Annotated in this window: 18 protein-coding genes; 17 read left to right on the forward strand and 1 reads right to left on the reverse strand. The window is 42.8% G+C overall.

All coding sequences use genetic code 11. The features are described 5' to 3' along the window. Positions 1–159: 159 nt before the first annotated feature. From BK127_RS25810 to BK127_RS25860, 11 genes are all read left to right on the forward strand, one after another. A complete protein-coding gene (locus BK127_RS25810; protein ID WP_076234401.1) occupies positions 160–1,062 on the forward strand; it encodes a carbohydrate ABC transporter permease in 903 nt (300 codons plus the stop codon). 53 nt (positions 1,063–1,115) lie between these two features. Beyond that, positions 1,116–2,189 carry a GntR family transcriptional regulator gene (locus tag BK127_RS25815; RefSeq protein ID WP_076234402.1) on the forward strand — a complete coding sequence of 358 codons (1,074 nt, stop codon included), beginning with the start codon at positions 1,116–1,118 and terminating at the stop codon, positions 2,187–2,189. Positions 2,190–2,262: 73 nt separating this feature from the next. After that, entirely contained in the window at positions 2,263–3,069 is an 807-nt protein-coding gene (locus BK127_RS25820; RefSeq protein ID WP_179097599.1) for a carbohydrate ABC transporter permease, read from the forward strand. An 87-nt stretch (positions 3,070–3,156) separates the two neighbouring features. Next, complete coding sequence (locus BK127_RS25825; RefSeq protein WP_076234404.1) at positions 3,157–4,596, forward strand: ABC transporter substrate-binding protein; 1,440 nt, start codon at positions 3,157–3,159, stop codon at positions 4,594–4,596. A 100-nt stretch (positions 4,597–4,696) separates the two neighbouring features. Then, a complete protein-coding gene (locus tag BK127_RS25830) occupies positions 4,697–5,644 on the forward strand; it encodes a glycoside hydrolase family 43 protein (protein ID WP_076234405.1) in 948 nt (315 codons plus the stop codon). Between the two features lie 107 nt (positions 5,645–5,751). Then, entirely contained in the window at positions 5,752–6,582 is an 831-nt protein-coding gene (locus BK127_RS25835) for a metallophosphoesterase family protein (RefSeq protein ID WP_076234406.1), read from the forward strand. A gap of 546 nt (positions 6,583–7,128) precedes the next feature. Then, positions 7,129–8,181, forward strand: coding sequence for an ABC transporter ATP-binding protein (locus BK127_RS25840; RefSeq protein WP_076234407.1), 1,053 nt, complete (start codon positions 7,129–7,131; stop codon positions 8,179–8,181). Further along, on the forward strand, positions 8,174–9,052 hold the full coding sequence (locus BK127_RS25845; protein ID WP_076234408.1) for a carbohydrate ABC transporter permease: 879 nt from the start codon (positions 8,174–8,176) through the stop codon (positions 9,050–9,052). Before BK127_RS25840 ends, BK127_RS25845 begins: the two co-directional genes overlap by 8 nt. A 36-nt stretch (positions 9,053–9,088) precedes the next feature. After that, a complete protein-coding gene (locus BK127_RS25850; protein ID WP_076234409.1) occupies positions 9,089–9,919 on the forward strand; it encodes a carbohydrate ABC transporter permease in 831 nt (276 codons plus the stop codon). Between the two features lie 55 nt (positions 9,920–9,974). Further along, the gene (locus tag BK127_RS25855; RefSeq protein WP_076234410.1) at positions 9,975–11,318 is read left to right on the forward strand and encodes an ABC transporter substrate-binding protein; all 1,344 of its coding nucleotides are present in this window, start codon (positions 9,975–9,977) and stop codon (positions 11,316–11,318) included. Positions 11,319–11,337: 19 nt separating this feature from the next. Continuing rightward, positions 11,338–12,174, forward strand: a complete 837-nt coding sequence (locus BK127_RS25860) for a glycerophosphodiester phosphodiesterase (RefSeq protein WP_076234411.1) — start codon at positions 11,338–11,340, stop codon at positions 12,172–12,174. A gap of 177 nt (positions 12,175–12,351) precedes the next feature. On the opposite strand, the gene BK127_RS25865 is transcribed toward BK127_RS25860, so the two are convergent. Continuing rightward, positions 12,352–13,110 carry a DeoR/GlpR family DNA-binding transcription regulator gene (locus BK127_RS25865; protein WP_076234412.1) on the reverse strand — a complete coding sequence of 253 codons (759 nt, stop codon included), beginning with the start codon at positions 13,108–13,110 and terminating at the stop codon, positions 12,352–12,354. Positions 13,111–13,492: 382 nt separating this feature from the next. Between BK127_RS25865 and BK127_RS25870 the strand changes: the two genes are divergently transcribed. From BK127_RS25870 to BK127_RS25895, 6 genes are all read left to right on the forward strand, one after another. Continuing rightward, on the forward strand, positions 13,493–14,545 hold the full coding sequence (locus BK127_RS25870) for an MDR/zinc-dependent alcohol dehydrogenase-like family protein (protein WP_218639042.1): 1,053 nt from the start codon (positions 13,493–13,495) through the stop codon (positions 14,543–14,545). Positions 14,546–14,772: 227 nt separating this feature from the next. Then, positions 14,773–15,270 (forward strand): ribose 5-phosphate isomerase B, encoded by a 498-nt coding sequence (gene rpiB, locus BK127_RS25875; RefSeq protein ID WP_076234413.1) that lies wholly within the window; start codon positions 14,773–14,775, stop codon positions 15,268–15,270. 33 nt (positions 15,271–15,303) lie between these two features. After that, positions 15,304–16,305 carry a dihydroxyacetone kinase subunit DhaK gene (locus tag BK127_RS25880; protein ID WP_076234414.1) on the forward strand — a complete coding sequence of 334 codons (1,002 nt, stop codon included), beginning with the start codon at positions 15,304–15,306 and terminating at the stop codon, positions 16,303–16,305. 58 nt (positions 16,306–16,363) lie between these two features. Next, positions 16,364–17,002, forward strand: a complete 639-nt coding sequence (gene dhaL / locus BK127_RS25885) for a dihydroxyacetone kinase subunit DhaL (RefSeq protein WP_076234415.1) — start codon at positions 16,364–16,366, stop codon at positions 17,000–17,002. 58 nt (positions 17,003–17,060) lie between these two features. Then, a complete protein-coding gene (locus BK127_RS25890) occupies positions 17,061–17,882 on the forward strand; it encodes an HAD family hydrolase (protein ID WP_076234416.1) in 822 nt (273 codons plus the stop codon). Beyond that, positions 17,879–18,586, forward strand: coding sequence for a glycerophosphodiester phosphodiesterase (locus BK127_RS25895; protein ID WP_083689583.1), 708 nt, complete (start codon positions 17,879–17,881; stop codon positions 18,584–18,586). The genes BK127_RS25890 and BK127_RS25895 overlap by 4 nt, the downstream gene beginning before the upstream one ends. Positions 18,587–18,618 lie beyond the last annotated feature (32 nt).

Consider the following 18,618-nt stretch of genomic DNA (forward strand, 5'->3'; position numbering starts at 1 on the left):
TTTTTCACTGTTTCACGGAAGAGAGACTCCCCCAATCAACGAAATAAAATGAAGAAGTCTAGTTTTATATACTAAATTTAATATATAAATTTGAAAATAACCTAAGTATAATAAACACAAATATATAAGCATGGTATAAAGAAAAGGAGGCATTATACAATGATTACCACCAAAAAAGTACGAAGTCTTTCTGCGGTAACAGCTCCCTACGTATTTATCGGCCCATCCATGTTGTTTATCATTGTTTTATCTATATTCCCAATTCTTTACTCATTGTATTTAAGTTTTTTGAGCTACAACTTATCCATGCCGGCTACTACAATCAAATTTAATGGTCTTAACAACTACGTGTATATGTTGACCAATAAAACGTTCTTAGGGTCAATTGCATGGACATTAAGTTTTTCGATCATTGTTGTAGCTTTGAATGTCATCCTTGGAATGTCCTTGGCACTTCTATTGAACAGTTCGTTGATGGAACGCGCTGCGAACTTATTTAAAACCGCTTTCATTTTACCTATGATGTTGGCACACGTCGTCTCTGCAACGATATGGAAGCTGATGTTCTCACCGGTTTATGGTATTCTAAATAACATATTAATGATGTTGGGTTATGACAAAGTAAATTGGACAGCGGATACAAATAATGCGAGATTCGCGATTATTCTTGTGGAGCTATGGGGCTCTACGCCATTTTGTATGCTTATCTTTTTAGCTGCTTTGAAAACGGTACCAAAAGAATTGTATGAATCTGCACTCATTGACGGAGCAAACCGGATCAGGACTTTCTATGGCATAACACTCCCATTGATTAGAAACTTTCTGGCTTTGGTGGTTTCGATTCGGATAATGGATTCCCTAAGAATGTTCGATATTGTCTACACCTTAACTAATGGGGGGCCAGGAGATGATACCGAAACCATAGGAACAACGATTTACAAAACGGCATTCCGATATTCGGATATTGGGGTAGGTTCAGCAGGGGCTTTCTTATTTTTCATTTTGATCGTGATCGTGACGTTAGTCTTTCTCAAACTCATTCGCAGGGATTCAAAGGATTAGCGGCAAAGTTAAGTTATTCACAATTTTTATTTATACAACAGGAGAAATAATATATGGCAGGATATCCGCTGTACAAACATATCCAAGATTTGATCGTTAATCAGATTCGCGAAGGAGCTTTGCGACCGGGTGATCGGGTCTCGTCTGAAAGTGAATTGATGAATCAGTATCATGTGAGCAGTATTACGGCAAAGAATGCCTTGATCAGCTTAGCAGACCAGGGGATTGTGGTCAGAGTCCAGGGCAAGGGAACCTTTGTATCGGATAATGATATTACGAATCAAATCGTAGATAAAAACAACAAGTGTGCTGTTTCTAATGAAGATAATAAATTTGTCGGAATGATCATGCCGACCATGAAAACAAATGTAGAACAGAGATTGTTATATTATGTTGAAAAATATTTATATGAAAATGGCTATCAACTGATTTTACGCATAACGGATGAATTTCTTACGGCGGAGACAGGAGCGATTGAAAAATTCAAGGGAATGGGTGTCTATGGTATGATCATTTTTCCCACTCTCGATGAAAAGTATAATGAAGCGATTCTAAGACTTAAGCTCGATAACTTTCCATTTGTATTGATTGACAGGTTTTTGAAAAGCATTGATACCTATAATGTCACTTCGGATAATGTACAAGGAACATATCAAGCAATTTTTATGCTCTTGAATAAAGGTCATCGTCATATCGCATTTATTTCCCCTACGATAACGAACTCGGCAACAGAAGAGCGGGCATATGGTTTTGAAAAAGTTTTCTCTGATTCAAATTTACCGATTAATAAAAACCTGTGGTGTTTGCTTGACCTGGAAATAATTGCTTCTAATCGTGCTTATTCATATATTTTGAACTTTTTGAAGAAGCATCCCGAGATCACCGCAATCTTTACTGTGAATGTTGAAATGGCTTCATTAACCTACAACGCTTTGAAAGAGTTATCTTTATTGAGCAAAATAGAAATGATAACCTTTGACGAAATTGGCCTGCCAGATGTTCATTTTATTAAACAAAATTACAAGGAAATGGGTAGACATGCCGTACATTCTTTAATTTCCCAAATCAATGGAAAAAGCTTTGTCAAACATATTGTGGTTCCCACTCAATTTCATCTCAAACCTTGATGAACAGGGTGGGAAGTAGGGCTATACTTTTTTTGGGGGTGTTGATCTAGTGAAGCATATTTTCGAAAAATATATGATTTATTTGTTGATGATCATATTTACAATTTTCTTTTTATTCCCTATATATTGGGCCATTACCATGTCTTTTAAAACACCGGGACAAATTTTCGTAACCCCTCCAGAGTTTTTTCCCTCAAGCTTTCATTTGGACAATTATGTGGATATATTTTCAAAAGGAGGGGCTGGCATCTATTTCTTGAATAGTTTGATTGTCTCCATCATAACCACAGTCGTGGCGGTATTGTTTGCAACGATGGCGGGTTACGGGTTTTCAAGGTATAAGTTCAAAGGAAAGTATACTGCATTATACACAGTCATCATTGTTCGAATGATTCCCGGTCTTGTATATACGATTCCTTTCTATATTATTTACCAGAATTTGGGTCTTCTAAATTCTTTGACTGGTTTAGTAATCAGTTACATTACATTTTCGTTGCCGTTGGCAATTTGGTTGTTCATGGGATTTTATGACCAAATTCCAACTGAAGTATTTGAGTCTGCGATCATTGACGGGTGTAACGATTACGGTGTATTTAGGCATATTGCGATCAAACTCGTTTTACCAGGGATTGTGGTAGCCTCAATCTTGATTTTCCTTGGTGCTTGGAATGAATTCGGTCTTGCTCTGGTTTTATTGTTTACTGATGCTAAGAAAACATTGCCTATCGGAATCAATGGTCTCATCGTCTATCAAGAGGATACACCCTTTGGCTCACTTGCCGCAGCTGGAACGATTGCTATGCTTCCTGCTATCATTTTGTCATTAACGACTCAGAAATTTATCGTTCGCGGGTTAACGGACGGTGCGGTTAAAGGTTGATGACCATTTGTACTTTTCCACAACCAACGTTTGTCAAGTTTCTGGAGCTCATTCACCAGAATTTACAAAATAAAGGGAGGAATTTAAATGTCAAAAGGTATCAAATGCTCGTTAATTTTCATTTTGGCTATCGCTTTATTGATCTCCGGATGCAGCGGAAATACTCAACAGGTCATGGACAGCAAAGCGAATCAAGGGGCTGCTCCTGCTGCTGCTTTGAAAGAGCTTCCCCAGCCGTACGGTATCCAGTTGAAGGATATGGATGGTGGCAGCACCTTGAAAGGACAGTATAAAGGCAGAAAAATTACTTTGGCGGTTTCAAGCGGAAGTTTTGAAAACGCAATCAAGGCTGTTGCCCCATATTTTGAACAGGTTTCCGGCGCAAAAGTAGAAGTGCAAAGTATTCCGGGAGATAACTTGATGGATAAAGTTCAATTGGATCTAAACTCCAGTCATATTTACGATGTTGTCATTACGCCGATCGCCTTTATCCATGGCTTCGCCGAAGGGAATCAATTGAAAAACCTCCAGCCGTTCGTTGATAATCACAGTATCGCAAGTCCTAATTTGGATATGGCTGATTTCATTCCAAGCCTATTGGATATCTATGGAAAGTATAAAGGGAAACTCGTCGCGTTTCCGTACAAACCGGATGTTCAATTATTCTTCTATCGAAAGGATTTGTTTGAAGATCCCAAAATTAAGGCCGCCTACAAAGAAAAAACCGGGAACGAGCTAAAAGTTCCCGAAACTCCGGAAGAGTTTGTACAAACAGCAAAATTTTTTACCAAAAGCCTGAATCCCGATTCTCCAGTGACCTATGGATACAGCACTATGGCATCCAAAGGAAGAAGTCGTTGGTTGTGGGTAAACCGTCTAGCCTATTACGGTGGCAATAATGTAGATGGGAACTTCAAACCTGCCTTTAACAATAAAGCCGGTTTGGAAGCTATGAACATTATGTTGGAGCTTCAGAAAACTGCACCGAAAGAATTGCTGCAATTTGGATGGGATGAGGCCAATAACTTCTTTGCCACGGGTGAAGTTGCCATGATGGAACAGTGGCCTGGATTGTTTTCCGTTATCCAAGGCGATAAATCCAAAGTTAAGGATAAAGTTGGATTTGCCGTAACTCCCGGTCAAGCACCTACTCTTGGCGGTTGGGCGATATCGATGGCGGAAACATCAAAGGAGGCAGAATTAGCTTACAAATTTATCGAATATGTGACATCCAAAGATGCGGAACTGTTGAAAATGAAAGATACGATGGATCCGACACGAAAATCAAATTATGAAAGACAAGAAGTAAGGGACTCCCAACCATTCTACCCAGCATTATTGAATTCATTAAAAGCGGCAAAAATACTTGCCGATACGGACGTTCCCTTTATTTCTGCCAAGTTAAATGATATTCAGGAAGTGGCAACTCAGAGTGTTTTGAACGGTCAAACGACGCGGGAAGAAGCATTACAATCCATGGCTAAAAGTTTCGAAACCGAAATCGGTAAATTGAAATTGGCAAAGTAACAGCGGATTTATGGATCGACAGGCAAAGACTTCTACAGCACGCAGTGATCTTTGCCTGTAGACTAAATGAACTTCAAATATTATAGAGGAGTGGTAGGGTATGGGCAAAACTTTTATGAATCCATTACTCGAGAACGGCGCGGACCCTTGGATGTATAAACACGAAGACGGAACCTATTATTTGATGGTTACAAGACAAGGTCGACTGGATCTATGGAAATCTGACAATATGACGAATATCGCCAGCGGTAACCAAAAGACAATCTGGACCCCGGAGGAAACAGGCAGCAATAGCAAGAATCTTTGGGCTCCTGAAATTCATTATATTAACAAAAAGTGGTATATTTACTATACAGCGAATGATGGAGGAGGGGACAGTACTCGAAAAATATTCGTCCTTGAAAATGAAGAAGAAGACCCTTTTGAAGGAACATGGATGGATAAAGGCTCAATTATTACAGAGTATGCAGGCTTGGATGGTACGGTATTTGAACATAGGGGAGAGCTTTATTTCCTGTATGCGGGCTACGGTCATTTCCCGGAATATGGGTCTGCGATTTATATTGCAAAAATGGCCAATCCTTGGACAATAGAAGGAGAAAACGTCCTGCTCAGTAAACCGACGGACCCATGGGAAATGCAGGGTGGTATGGCGATTAATGAAGGACCAGCAATTTTGAGAGGCTATGGGAAGATTTTTCTTGTGTTCTCGGCAAGCACTTGTTGGTCTGATGACTATTCACTAGGTATGCTGACGTGCTCCGAACAGGATGATGTGATGAATCCGAAATCCTGGATAAAGACTCCAAATCCAGTATTCCACAAGAGCTTGGAAAACCAGGTGTTCGGTCCCGGGCATAATAGTTTTGTTAAATCACCTGATGATAAGGAATATTGGATAGTCTACCACGCGATTCCAGTTTCGGGTGCAGGAAGTGCACATCGCAGTACTAGAGCACAAAAATTCGGATGGGATGATCAAGGTAATCCTGATTTCGGAATTCCGGTCCCGATCCATGTGCAAATTGATGTGCCTTCCGGCGAGTAACGTAACAGGACCAACACCATTTTGGAGCAATTTGTCTGGGACCAAGCCTTGTTTTGGTTCCGATCAATCGACTAGAAATCGTTAAATTGAGATGGGAGAGAGATAAAATGATGCGTTTGGCGATAATTGGTGATTTGCATTTTTTTGATAATAAATTTGTACAAGGAAATGAAGAACTGTTATTGGCTAAAGAAAGTTTCTATGAGAGATATTTGCAAAAGTTCTTCGAAATTGAAGCCGACTTGCACATCTCCCTTGGTGATTTGACCCACATGGGATGGGAGGAAGAATTTGAAAGCGTTTATCAACATATTCGTAACTCCGGTATATCTTTTCGCCATATATTAGGAAACCACGATGCTTATGAATTACCTAAAACTAAAATTCAATCATTGATTGCTAATCCATTGAATGATGTATTTGAAACCGAAGAGGCCCTATTCGTGTTTGTTGATTCGACTAGAGAAATGGACCCGAAAGATTATAGCGGTCATCTTAATGCGGACCAATTGGAATGGTTGGAGGCACAAATGCTCGTTTCTCCATCAAAGCCAATTTTAGTTTTTGCCCATCATCCCCTATATAACACGACAACCGGGTCAACGGATGAAAAAATGCATATTGATCCGACCATTGATATGCGTGCAATATTACGAAAAAGACAAGGAAACTGTTTTTACTTCAACGGCCACAATCACATACACTCCATTGTAAGAGAAGAACAATGGAACTTTATTCAAACTGCAGCAGGCATGTGTCATCCTTCCATACGCATCGTGGAAATCGATAAGTCTGAAGTTCGAACCCGCATAGTAGCCATCGAGGATAAAGAATTATTAGAAGCTGCGCAGATTCTATATGATAAGTTACCTCAATATCATCGGCCATTACATGCATATGGGCAAAATGCGGATCGGGATCAAATCATATTGTTGTAAAACCGTTAAGTCATCTTGATTTACCGTAGAGAGTGTTGCCACTCTTATTTCCTTACAGGGAAAAGGGGTGGTTTTTTTTCCTGCGGAAAGTTAACAGTTCATTTTGTTAATGATTAATGATTAATGATTTATTTTGTTGTTTGTTGGTTTTTATCAATTGTTAATAAAGTGAAAATATGCAGTGAATGATCGGATTTTGATTTCAGTACACGAAAAACTTATTTTAGAAAGATAAAAACCAAGTAACATCAATTTACAACAAATATCGAAGATATATGATCATAAACGACAAATAAACGTTGACAAACGAAAGTTATAGTGCGAAAATAATAACTATAATCTTAGCTTTAACTAATGATTGCAGCATGAGAAGGCATCCATAGTCTGGTTAGAGTCTTTATTGTATACGCATTCAATAATGCGGTTAGCCGGTATCTTAGTTTCGTGTATATCAGGAGGTGTGCTTGATTATAAGAGTGTTGAAGCTTGGCGATTGAAAAAGGGAGCTGTTTTGAATTGTTGTAAAGAAAAGGAGAGGGATTTCTCTTGGCATCCATAGAGTTCGTGAAGGTAACCAAATCGTTTGATAAGCAGGATGTTATAAAAGATTTGGATTTAAAGATTGAAGACGGGAAGTTTACGGTTCTGGTTGGTCCGTCAGGCTGCGGGAAGACGACACTTCTTCGTATGATTGCCGGTATTGATCCTCAGACCTCTGGTTCGGTGCTTATAAACGGAAAGGATGTCACACGAATTGCACCCGGTCAAAGAGGAGTAGCTATGGTATTCCAAAACTATGCCATTTACCCCACGATGTCTGTAAGGGAGAATATTGAGTTTGGACTAAAAAACAATAAGGTGGGTAAAGAGGAAAGAACCCAACTCGTGGAGAGTATCAGTACTACAGTTGGTTTGAATAACTACCTTGACCGTAAACCGTCCACCTTATCCGGCGGACAACGCCAGCGCGTCGCATTGGCACGTGCCATGGTTAAGAAGCCTTCCGTGTTTCTGATGGATGAGCCGTTGTCCAATCTGGATGCCAAGCTCAGAGGGCAGATGCGTATCGAATTGATCGAGCTGCACAAGAAATTAGGTACCACCTTCGTATATGTAACGCACGATCAAGTGGAAGCGATGTCTATGGCTGACACGATTGTTTTAATGAACCAGGGACTGATACAACAAGAGGCTCCACCGGATATTATTTATCGTCAGCCCAACAATTTGTTCGCAGCACAGTTTATCGGCGTCCCGCCAATGAATGTGGGTAACTTGAATGTGGACGGAGTGAAGTTTGGTTTCCGACCGGAGAGTACGGAAGTATCCAATGAGCCTCTCGACCATCATTATTCTCTCCGTGGAGTAATTGCTACAAGGGAGATGCTTGGATCCGAAACGCTGTATCAAATAAAAACCAAAGAGCATTCCTTCATGGTCAAGTGCGTCGAAGACCGCTTTAGCGTCGATCAAGAGGTATACTTGGGAGTTCAGGCATCCAAGTTGTTTTTTTTCGGAGCCGATGAAAACCGTATTCTTGAGAAGCATAGCCGTTTTCCTGACTACTTGGAGGCGCTGAAAGGGCAGCGGCATGGATAATAGAACATTATGGGAAAGGCTTCGTCCGTATCTATTGGTTACTCCTGCTATGATAGGTATTTGTCTTTTTATTATGTATCCTGTTGTTTATTTAGTTTATTTAAGCTTTTATAAATACAACCTGTTGAACAAAGCGAAAAGTAAATACATCGGATTTGATAACTTTAAACAAATTTTTACTCGGGAAGATTTTTACCAGGCGCTGATGAATACGGTATTTTACACAGTCGGTGTAGTCGTATTCACCTTGCTGTTATCCCTGCTCATTGCTTTATGGTTGAATAAAAAGAAACGGTTCAATGCTATTGTTCAAGCAGGTATATTCACACCGCACATCATTTCTATTGTATCCATTGCGCTGGTGTGGCTGTGGATTATGGAACCAAGTCAAGGTTTACTGAATTTTGTGTTCAAAGCGATAGGGCTGCCACCTTCCCAATGGCTGCAGAGCTCGAGTACAGCACTTATTTCGGTCATTATCGTATCTGTGTGGCATGGCATAGGCTACTACACGTTGATCATTATTGCTGCGCTGCAAAGCATACCTCCAACTATCTATGAAGCGGCAGCGCTAGATAATGCCAGCCGGTTCAAAGTGTTCTACAAGATAACGATACCACTTATATCACCACAGCTGTTTTTCATCCTGCTCATTATGACAATCGGCTCCTTTAAAGTGTTTGATACCGTTCAAGTTATGACGGGCGGAGGTCCAAATAACGCAACAAGTACTCTCGTTTACTACATTTATGAATATCGAACAACGAATATTGGTTACTCAGCTGCTACAGGTGTAGTTCTTATGGCTATCATCGGGATTTTAACCGTTATCTACTTCCGGGTGCTTTCCAAAAAGGTGCATTACCAATAAGCCGCTTACATAACCAAGAAAAAGGGGAATTCGTACTTGAAGACATATGAATTCAAATATTGGACGATATTGGAAATTATATTGAAAGCGGCCGTGTTAATGGTGTTTATTGTCCCATTTCTATGGATGATTTCAACGTCGCTGCAAACGTTTGAGGAGACCATGACTTTCCCGCCTACGATTATTCCGGTGATGCCTCAATGGGTCAATTTTGTAGACGCCATGAAAGCAGGGCCATTTCTGACGTATGGAATCAATTCTGTCATCATTACGGTCTCGATTATTGTGATTCAATTAGCCGTAATGATCCCGGCAGCCTACTCATTTGCCAAATATAAATTTGCAGGGAAAAATATACTGTTCGGCATGGTTTTACTGGCTTTCATGGTTCCTGGACAGGTTACTTTTATTCCTATCTATTTAATGATGGCGGATTGGGGAATCGGCAAGACGCTGCTGCCACAAATTATTCCTTTTATGTCCAGCGCCTTCGGAATCTTCCTCATGCGTCAATATTTTATGCAAATACCGCAAGAAATTATCGAAGCAGCGAAGCTGGATAATGCAAGTGAGTTTAAGATTGTATGGAACATTATGATTCCGATGTCAAAGTCGGCGTTGGCAACCATCGCGCTGTTCAGTTTTGTCAGTCATTGGAACGATTATTTCTGGCCGTTGATTATGACAGATTCGGCTTCAATCCGCCCTCTGACTATAGGTATTGCCATGCTCCGAATGACCGAAGGGATCAGTAACTGGAATATTATCATGGCTGGAAACGTTGTTTTGGTTGTTCCTATTCTTATTGTGTATCTGTTCTGCTACAAGCAAATTGTTAAAGCTTTTGTTTACTCTGGCATTAAGTAGCAGGTTGGTTTCTATTAGATCAAATATGAGACAAAGAAACTGGAGGAATTTCAAAATGAGGAATAAGTTAAGTGTAATGATGACAGTACCGGTAGTACTGAGTCTGTTAGCAGGCTGCTCCGGAGGTACACCGCAAGTGAATGAAACCAAGCCGGCTTCCACGCCAGCAGGTACTCAAAAACCAGCTGAAACCGCTAAGGTACCAGAGCCTGCCAAGACTGGAAAGACGACCGTTCAGTTCTGGCACTCCCTAGGCGGGAAAAATTTGGAGTATATGGATGGCTTAATCAAACGCTTCAATGAGAGTCATAAAGATATTGAGGTTGTGGGTACATACCAAGGTAGTTATGATGAAACCGTAACCAAGCTTCAGCAAGCCATTGCTGCTAAGAAAGGACCGGATATTACCATGCTGGAGCGTGCATATGTAGAGTTTTTTGCAGATGCAGATGTGCTCGAAGACCTTAACCCGTATCTCAAGAGCTCCAATTTGAGCGAAGATATTTTTGTGCCTGGATTTATGGGACATTCGACCTTTAATAAAAAGCTGGTTTCACTTCCGTTAAATCGTTCGACTCCGATCATGCATATTAATAAAACATTGCTGGATGAGAAAGGGCTCGCCATTCCGACTACTTGGGATGAATTGCAGAAAGTATCCGAAGCATTGGTCGTCAAAGAAAATGGGCAGTACAAACGGTATGGTATGACGATGCCGTATGATACTTGGTATCCTATAGCCATGATTTCTCAAGCCGGAGGAAAGTTCTTCAGTGACGATAAGAAAACGGTTGGTTTTGTAGATAACGGGGTTGGACTGAGAATGTTCAAATTCTTGAAGGATCTTCAAAGCACAGGTGCGTTATACTATCCTCCTGCCAAAGATTCCGGTGAAATTACAAATCAAATGTTCATTGACGGTAAAGTGGGTGTTTTCTATCAATCAACAGGCAACATCGGCAGCTTCAGTGGTATCGTTAAGTTTAACTATGTAACCGCATTCTTGCCTAAGGACAAAGTATTCGCTAACCCGACCGGCGGAGCAAACGTAGCTATGCTGTCATCTGCTGCCGATAAAAAAGCGGCTTGGGAGTTTATGCGCTGGATGGAAACGGATCCGCAGGGAGGCTTGCAGTTCATTTTGCAATCCGGGTACCTACCGTTTACAAAAGCTATGGTTGAGTCTAAAGAAATTAAAGAATTGTGGGCAAAGGAGCCCAATCGTAAAACTGCTTACGACCAGCTTCAATATGCGGTTGATACGAACAAGAGTGTTGCTTGGCCTGAGGTAAATAAGGAATTCTTATCAGCAAGTGAAGCGATAATGTATGACAGTAAAGATATACAAACAACATTGTCGTCCTTTAAGAAAGAAACCGATAGAATTCTGTCGAAATAAACGTGGGGAGCGGACTTTCATGATGGTTACAGATCGTAAAGATGCAAATCAAAAGGTTCATTGGCAAGCCCATCAAAGCACGAATGCCGAGATGCCTGAGAACACATTGGCGGCCATGCGATATGCTTGGGAGCTTGGCGGCATTCCGGAACTCGATATTAGGCAAACTGCTGATGGTGTTATTATCGGTATGCATGATACAACGCCGAAGCGAACAACAAACGCACCTGAATCGGATCAGGATCGACTGATTTCGGAATGCGCGTTTGCTGAGGTTCAAGAATGGGATGCAGGGATCAAATTCAGTGAACAGTATAGGGGAGAGAAGGTCCCCGCACTTGCTCAAATATTGTCCGTGTTAGCTCAGTACCCTGAGCGTGAGCTCTACCTGGATTTCAAAGAGGTCGACTTGAAAAAAATGGCTTTGCTCATTAAGGAATATGGAGTTGGGCGACAAATTATTTTTTGCCACTCCAATCATGAGAACTGCAAGACGGTTAAACGGTTAGTGCCAGAGGTGCGTACTATGCAATGGATTCCCGATAATGAGGTTGACTTCAGATTTCAAGAGACGCTTGAAACCGGATTCGACTCCCTTGACATCGTTCAAATTCATTTGGTCGATGCCAAGGCAAATGAAGGATGGAGATACAGGCTGCAGCGTGAGTTTTTGCAGGAGGCGCTTAAGCATTTGAACGAAGCCGGATTAGAACTGGAAGTATTGCCATTTCACTTCGACCAGGATTCTATGTTCGAGCTTATGGATATGGGGATCCGACGGTTTGCCGTCGACGAACCGAAAGTGTTTGTACAAACGATTCACCGTTATTTCAATGATAGGCAGAATGGTGGCTAGTCATTCCTATAAATGGATTGGGTAGATACAAGGGGCAAGAAAGCTGCCCCTGTTTGTTATTTCGGCAAAGCAAGCAGATCGTCCATATATGGTGGACAAAATGCTCCAGAAAATGGAAAATTTATTTAGTAGTATTGGAAAGCAGGAGGGGCCTGAATATAGGGGGGATTGCTTAGATTAATCGGCAATGACGATCTCTATACCATCGAGGGTATTCAGGAAGTCCCTGTCGGCGCTTTGATCCGTAATTAGGGTACTTATTTGATTAACCTCTGCAAAGGTTGCGATGGATCTGCGGTTCAGCTTGGAATGATCCAGCAAGGCAACCACTTTATTTACATTGTTCACCATCAGTTTTTTCAGCTCGGCTTCATAGATGCTGAAATCGGCTAGACCGGAAGTGGTGGTAAAGCCATGCGCAGAGGTGAAGAACACGTCGGCATGAATTTGCGAGAGCAGTCCTTTGCCAAGCAAGCCTTCCAATGAGCTCGAGCCTGGTCTAAGCACGCCTCCGATAACGATGACGTTAATATGAGGATTGCGAGTTAATTCTTGCGCTGTGGCCAACCCGTTAGTCACAACGGTTAAATAATCGTAGTTAATCAAAAGCTTGGCAAGTTCAAGGGAGGTTGAACTGGCGTCGAGAATGATACATTGGCCATTTTGAACAAAGGGAAGAGCAGCTTTACCTATCATCTTCTTCTCCGCTTGATTAGCTAAGCTGCGTGAGTGAAAGGTATTCTCGGAGGTTGTTGGTTTTGGTAAAACAGCACCACCATGTGTTCTTTCCAGTAAACCGTCCTCTTCCAGAATTTTGAGATCATTGCGAAGCGTTCCTTCGGAAACGTTTAATTCTATGGATATATCTTTAACTAACAATTGTTTATTTTCGTTTAATATTTGCATAATCTGATTACGTCGTTCGGGTGCCAACATGTTCGCATCTCCTAGAGTACATTTTTTTAGTATTATAACAAAATAAAAATAATCATTCAATAATTGATGTCAAATACGTATGGAAATATAATTAAAATTAATAAAGCAACCACAAACACATAAATATGAAGCATAAGCGTTAGTATCGTCTTACAGCAATCAAATTCATTTGCGCTATCTTCACTATTATATCACAAATTTAAATTGTTGGATTTCGTTTAAATGAAAACAAATGATAACAAACAACAGTATAAATCAAATTAAACGTTGACAAAGTTTGGCTTAGATGCGAAAATAAATATGTAAAATAGGAATTGTTATATTTATCTAATATATATACTAGGGAGGTTATTTAGTGAATATCAGTATGATTCCTGGAAATATGAAAGCCATTGTAGCCTATGCCCCGGGCGATTATCGGCTGGAAACAGTTGATGTACCGACAGCAGGTTTTGGCGAGATGGTCATTAAAGTTGAAGCTTGTGGTATTTGTGCAGGTGATATAAAAGCGTTCCAAGGAGCGCCAAGCTTCTGGGGGGATGACAAACAAGCTTCTTACATTAAAGCCCCCATGATTCCCGGACATGAATTTATCGGCTTTGTGGTCCAGATCGGAGAAGGTGTTGAAGGGTATTCGATTGGTGATCGGGTCATATCCGAACAGATTGTGCCTTGCTGGAATTGCCGGTTCTGCAAGCGTGGACAGTATTGGATGTGCGAAAAGCACGACCTGTACGGTTTTCAGAATAATGTAAACGGTGCCATGGCGGAATATATGAAGTTCACGAAGGAAGCCATTAATTTCAAAGTTCCGCTTGATCTCCCGATTGAGAAAGCTATTCTGATTGAGCCTTATGCTTGCTCTCTCCATGCCGTCCAGCGTGCACAAATCGAGCTTGGTGATGTAGTCGTCATTTCGGGAGCAGGAACATTAGGTTTAGGAATGGTAGGCGCCGCGAAAAGATCCGGAGCCGGAAAGCTAATCGTGCTGGATTTGTTCGAAGAGAGATTGCAATTAGCCAGAGAATTTGGTGCGGACCTGGTATTGAACCCGAAAGAGGTTGATGTGGTTGCTGAGATTAAAAAGCTGACGGAAGGTTACGGTTGCGATATTTATATCGAGGCTACCGGACACCCCAAATCCGTTGAGCAGGGACTTAACATGATCCGTAAACTGGGCAGGTTCGTTGAATTCAGTGTGTTCAAGGATCCCGTCACGGTAGATTGGAGCATTATAAGCGATAGAAAAGAATTGGATGTGCTTGGCTCCCATCTTGGACCTTATTGTTACCCGCTTGTTATAGAGGGCATTGCTAATGGAGATTTCCCGACAGAGGGGGTAGTCACTCATATGCTTCCATTGGAGCAATATTTGGAAGGCTTTGATTTGGTGAAAAAAGGTATTAACTCATTGAAGGTCGTTCTTATTCCCTAACTTGTCTTAAAGTACGAGTTCAAAAAGTTCGCACTTCAGCACCGAGAAGGTTGCAAGAACCTGAAGAAGGAGGAGCGGAGCTTAGGCAAAACCTAAGTGAGCACCGGACTTCGAAGGTGAATGCAAGTTTCGATGTCGAATACGCTTCCTGTGTTACCTCGTGATCAAGTGGGGACTTTTTGAACAACCTCTCATACACGTATTTCTATAATAAAGGAGCCTTACACATGAGAATAGCCATTGGAGCCGATGAGGCGGGTTTCACCTTGAAGGAAATTATTAAAAGCTATCTCGGAGAACGAGGTGTTGAGCATGTTGATTTTGGTCCGGCAGACAGTACCCAGTCCATCGATTATCCTGATGTTGGCTTTGCTGTTGCAGAAGAAGTTGTTCGAGGCCATTATGACCGTGCCATCCTGATCTGTGGTACTGGTATAGGAATGACGATTACGGCGGATAAGGTTCCGGGAATCCGTGCAGCACTTTGCCATGACACTTATTCGGCAGAACGTGCTATGAAGAGTAACAATGCCCAGGTGCTGACGATGGGAGCGAGAGTGATCGGTTCGGAATTGGCTAAACATATTGTCCGTGCATGGCTGGAATCGGAATTTGACGGGGGCAACTCGGAGCGCAAGGTTCAGAAGATTATGGAAGGCGAGCAAAGGCTCGCAGGTACGGGTGTATATGCAAAAGAAATCAGTTCATGTTCTACACATGAATAAAGCAAAGGGATAGAAGGAAGGAGCGGTTAGGTCTTGAAAAAACTGATTAATGTGCCCAATGCGGTAGTCGATGAAATGATTGAAGGGTATGTGGCGGCGTATCCGAAATATGTGAAGGTGCTGCCTGAGAATAAACGGTCCGTAGTAAGTGTGGAAACGGCAAGAGCAGGTAAGGTGGGTGTAGTGATAGGCGGCGGCAGTGGTCATGAGCCAGCCTTCATGGGTTTGATAGGACGTGGATTTGCTGACGGCGTACCGGTAGGTAACGTGTTCGCTTCACCACCGCCGGATCCGATCCTCGAAGTGACCCGAGCGGTCAACGGGGGTGCTGGTGTTGTATATATATACGGCAATTATGCAGGAGATTGCATGAACTTCGATATGGCAGCCGAGCTTGCGGAGATGGAGGATATACAGGTTCAGACGGTGCTGGTAACCGATGATGCAGCTTCAGCTCCGCTATCGCAAGCAGATCGCCGTCGTGGGATTGCCGGGGGCTTTCTTGTTTTTAAAACGGCGGGAGCGGCAGCCGATCAAGGCTATACCCTGGATGAAGTAGTCCTCGCTGCCCGTAAAGCCAATGCTAATCTCCGGACAATGGGCGTGGCCCTGAGCCCGTGCGCCGTGCCTCAGACGGGTAAGCCAAGCTTTGTGCTGGGCGAGGATGAGATGGAGATTGGCTTGGGCATTCACGGAGAGCCGGGCATTGAGCGGGGAACACTCAAGACAGCGGACGAAGTGACGGATGCACTGCTGGAGCGAATCCTCGAGGATATGCCGATCACTGCAGGGGAACGGGTAGTGGTTTTGGTCAACGGGCTCGGATCGACACCGCATATGGAGTTGTTCGTTGTGTACCGTCGAGTGGCGAAGCGCCTGAAAGACTTGGGTGTGAGCATTCATCGTTCCTTTGTGGGGGAATATGTGACCTCGCTGGAAATGGGAGGCTGCTCTGTGTCGGTTATGAAGCTGGACGATGAGTTGATCCGGCTGATCGATCATCCGACAGATACACCGATGTATGTGCAGCAGTAAGAGCTCATCTAATGCTACCGATGTCTTGCTAATGCAAAGCATTGAGGAGGGAAAGTTAATGAAAGTAAACATGGAGCAATGGAAAAGTCTCTTCGGTCATATTGCCTTACGAATCGAGGAGGAGAAAGAAGGGTTGTCCGAGCTGGACAGGGCAGTGGGCGATGGTGATCATGGGGTCACGATGTCGCTAGGCTGGGAAGCTATCGTTGAAGCAACAGCTGCATTCGAAGGGGGAGATTGCGGAGCCTTGTGCAAAAAAATCGCAATGACCTTCCTGAATGCGGTCGGATCGTCGGTAGGACCGCTGTATGCCACGGCCTTTCTGCGTGGAGCAGCGGTGCTTCAAGGAAAAGAGGAGCTGGAGGAGGAGGATATCGTTCAGTTTTGGTTGGCTGCGGTAAAGGGGATTCAAGAACGTGGCAAAGCCCAGATCGGCGATAAAACCATGATGGATGCCTGGCTTCCTGCGATGGACGCTCTCCAGCAAGCCAGAGCAGAGGGTCAAGGACTATTGGAGAGCTTGGAAGCGGCTGTGAAGGCTGCTGAGGAAGGCAAACGCTCAACCGCTTTATTAATATCCCGAATAGGACGATCCAGCCGGTTGGGGGAGCGTTCTTCCGGTCATATCGACCCGGGAGCGGCTTCTGCTCATATCATTCTCTCGGCATTTACCGAGGCACTGACCATTCGTAAATGAAAGCTGGGATAGCTATGAAAAATATAGGTTCAGGCTTAAAAGAAAGGGTAGTTAATCTATGAGTGGAATTCGCATGATAGTCAGTGATTTGGATGGAACGCTGCTGTCTGAGGACAACAGAGTAACTGACACGGTTAAAGATGCCATCGATCGATTTCGATTAGCCGGTGGGCTGTTTACAATCGCTACTGGCCGTTTCGGTCCAAGTACCGAAAGTATAATTAAACAGCTGAATATTGATATTCCTTTTATTTTATGCAATGGAGGCGTGCTGGCGAATCAGGATCGTGTATTAGAGATGGAGATGATTACCCTGGAAGAGACTTCATCTTTTTTATTGGAATGTGACCGGCTCGGGGTGACCGTCATGCTGTTTCGAGAGGATGGACTTCATGCGATCCGGCGTTCGCCGCAATTGGAGTTATTTGAACAAAAAGAGGGAATTCGCAGTTCTTTCATACATGCGCTTGCTGACGATTGGCTTACCACTCCTGTCCAGAAGGTCGTTATGGTCGGAGATGTGAAGCAGATAAAGGAAATCTGGCAAAAGCAACAAAGCAGCTTTCGCAAGCAATACGCTATTACACAGTCTGAGGATGACTTATTTGAAATTCTACCGCCCTTTCAAAGCAAGGGTACGACTCTGAAAAAACTGATGACCTTGATGAATTTAGAGTCGCGGGAAGTCATGAGCATCGGAAACCAAATGAATGATCTGGATATGCTAGAAAACTCCGGAATTGGCGTAGCCGTAGCCAACAGTCACCCCGAGCTTAAAAAGAAGGCTTCCTATGTGTGCAGCAAAAGCTATGGTGAAGGCGTAGTGGAAGCAATGGAACGATTTGTATTCAATTCAACGATTGTACGGAGGGATGCATGATGAAAGTAAAAGGTATCGCGCACAGAGGCTGCCCTAGCCGTTATCCTGAAAATACGCTGATTTCATTTAAGGAGACAGTGAAGCTCTCTTATTCATATCTGGAACTGGATGTTCAGCTTAGTAAGGATGGCGTACCCGTGATTATCCACGATACATCAGTGGACCGCATGACGAACGGACAAGGGCGGGTAAAGGATTTGACCTTGGCTGAGCTCAAGGAACTGCGGATAGGGGGAACCGAGCAAATTCCTACTCTGGAAGAGGCATTGACTTTGTTGAGGGATCAACTAATCATTGACATTGAACTCAAGCAGATGGGGAATCTGTATCCTGGATTAGAAGAAAAGGCATTGACTATGGTACAAGAGATGGGGATGCTGGATCAAGTGTTTTTTTCCTCCTTCGATCATTATTCTATGGTAAAGCTAAGACAGTTGGAGCCTAAAGCTGAAATTGGGTTGATCAATCATAGTGCCAGCCCGGCCTTATTCCCATTCCTAAAAGAGCTGAATGCCCGATATTTGTCGATTAGTTTGGACTATGTCACCCCGGAACTGATTCAACGTTGTGAACAGGAAAATATAATCTTTATCCCTTATACGGTGGACCGGGAGGAGGATATGCAGGATATGCTCCGCTATCCGTCCGTACTCATTTGCACGAATGAGCTGGAAAGATGGGCTTCTATATCGTCAATTGGATAATAGCAGTTATATGCTCGGTTCGGGGAATAACA

This window comes from Paenibacillus sp. FSL H7-0331, from assembly GCF_001956045.1.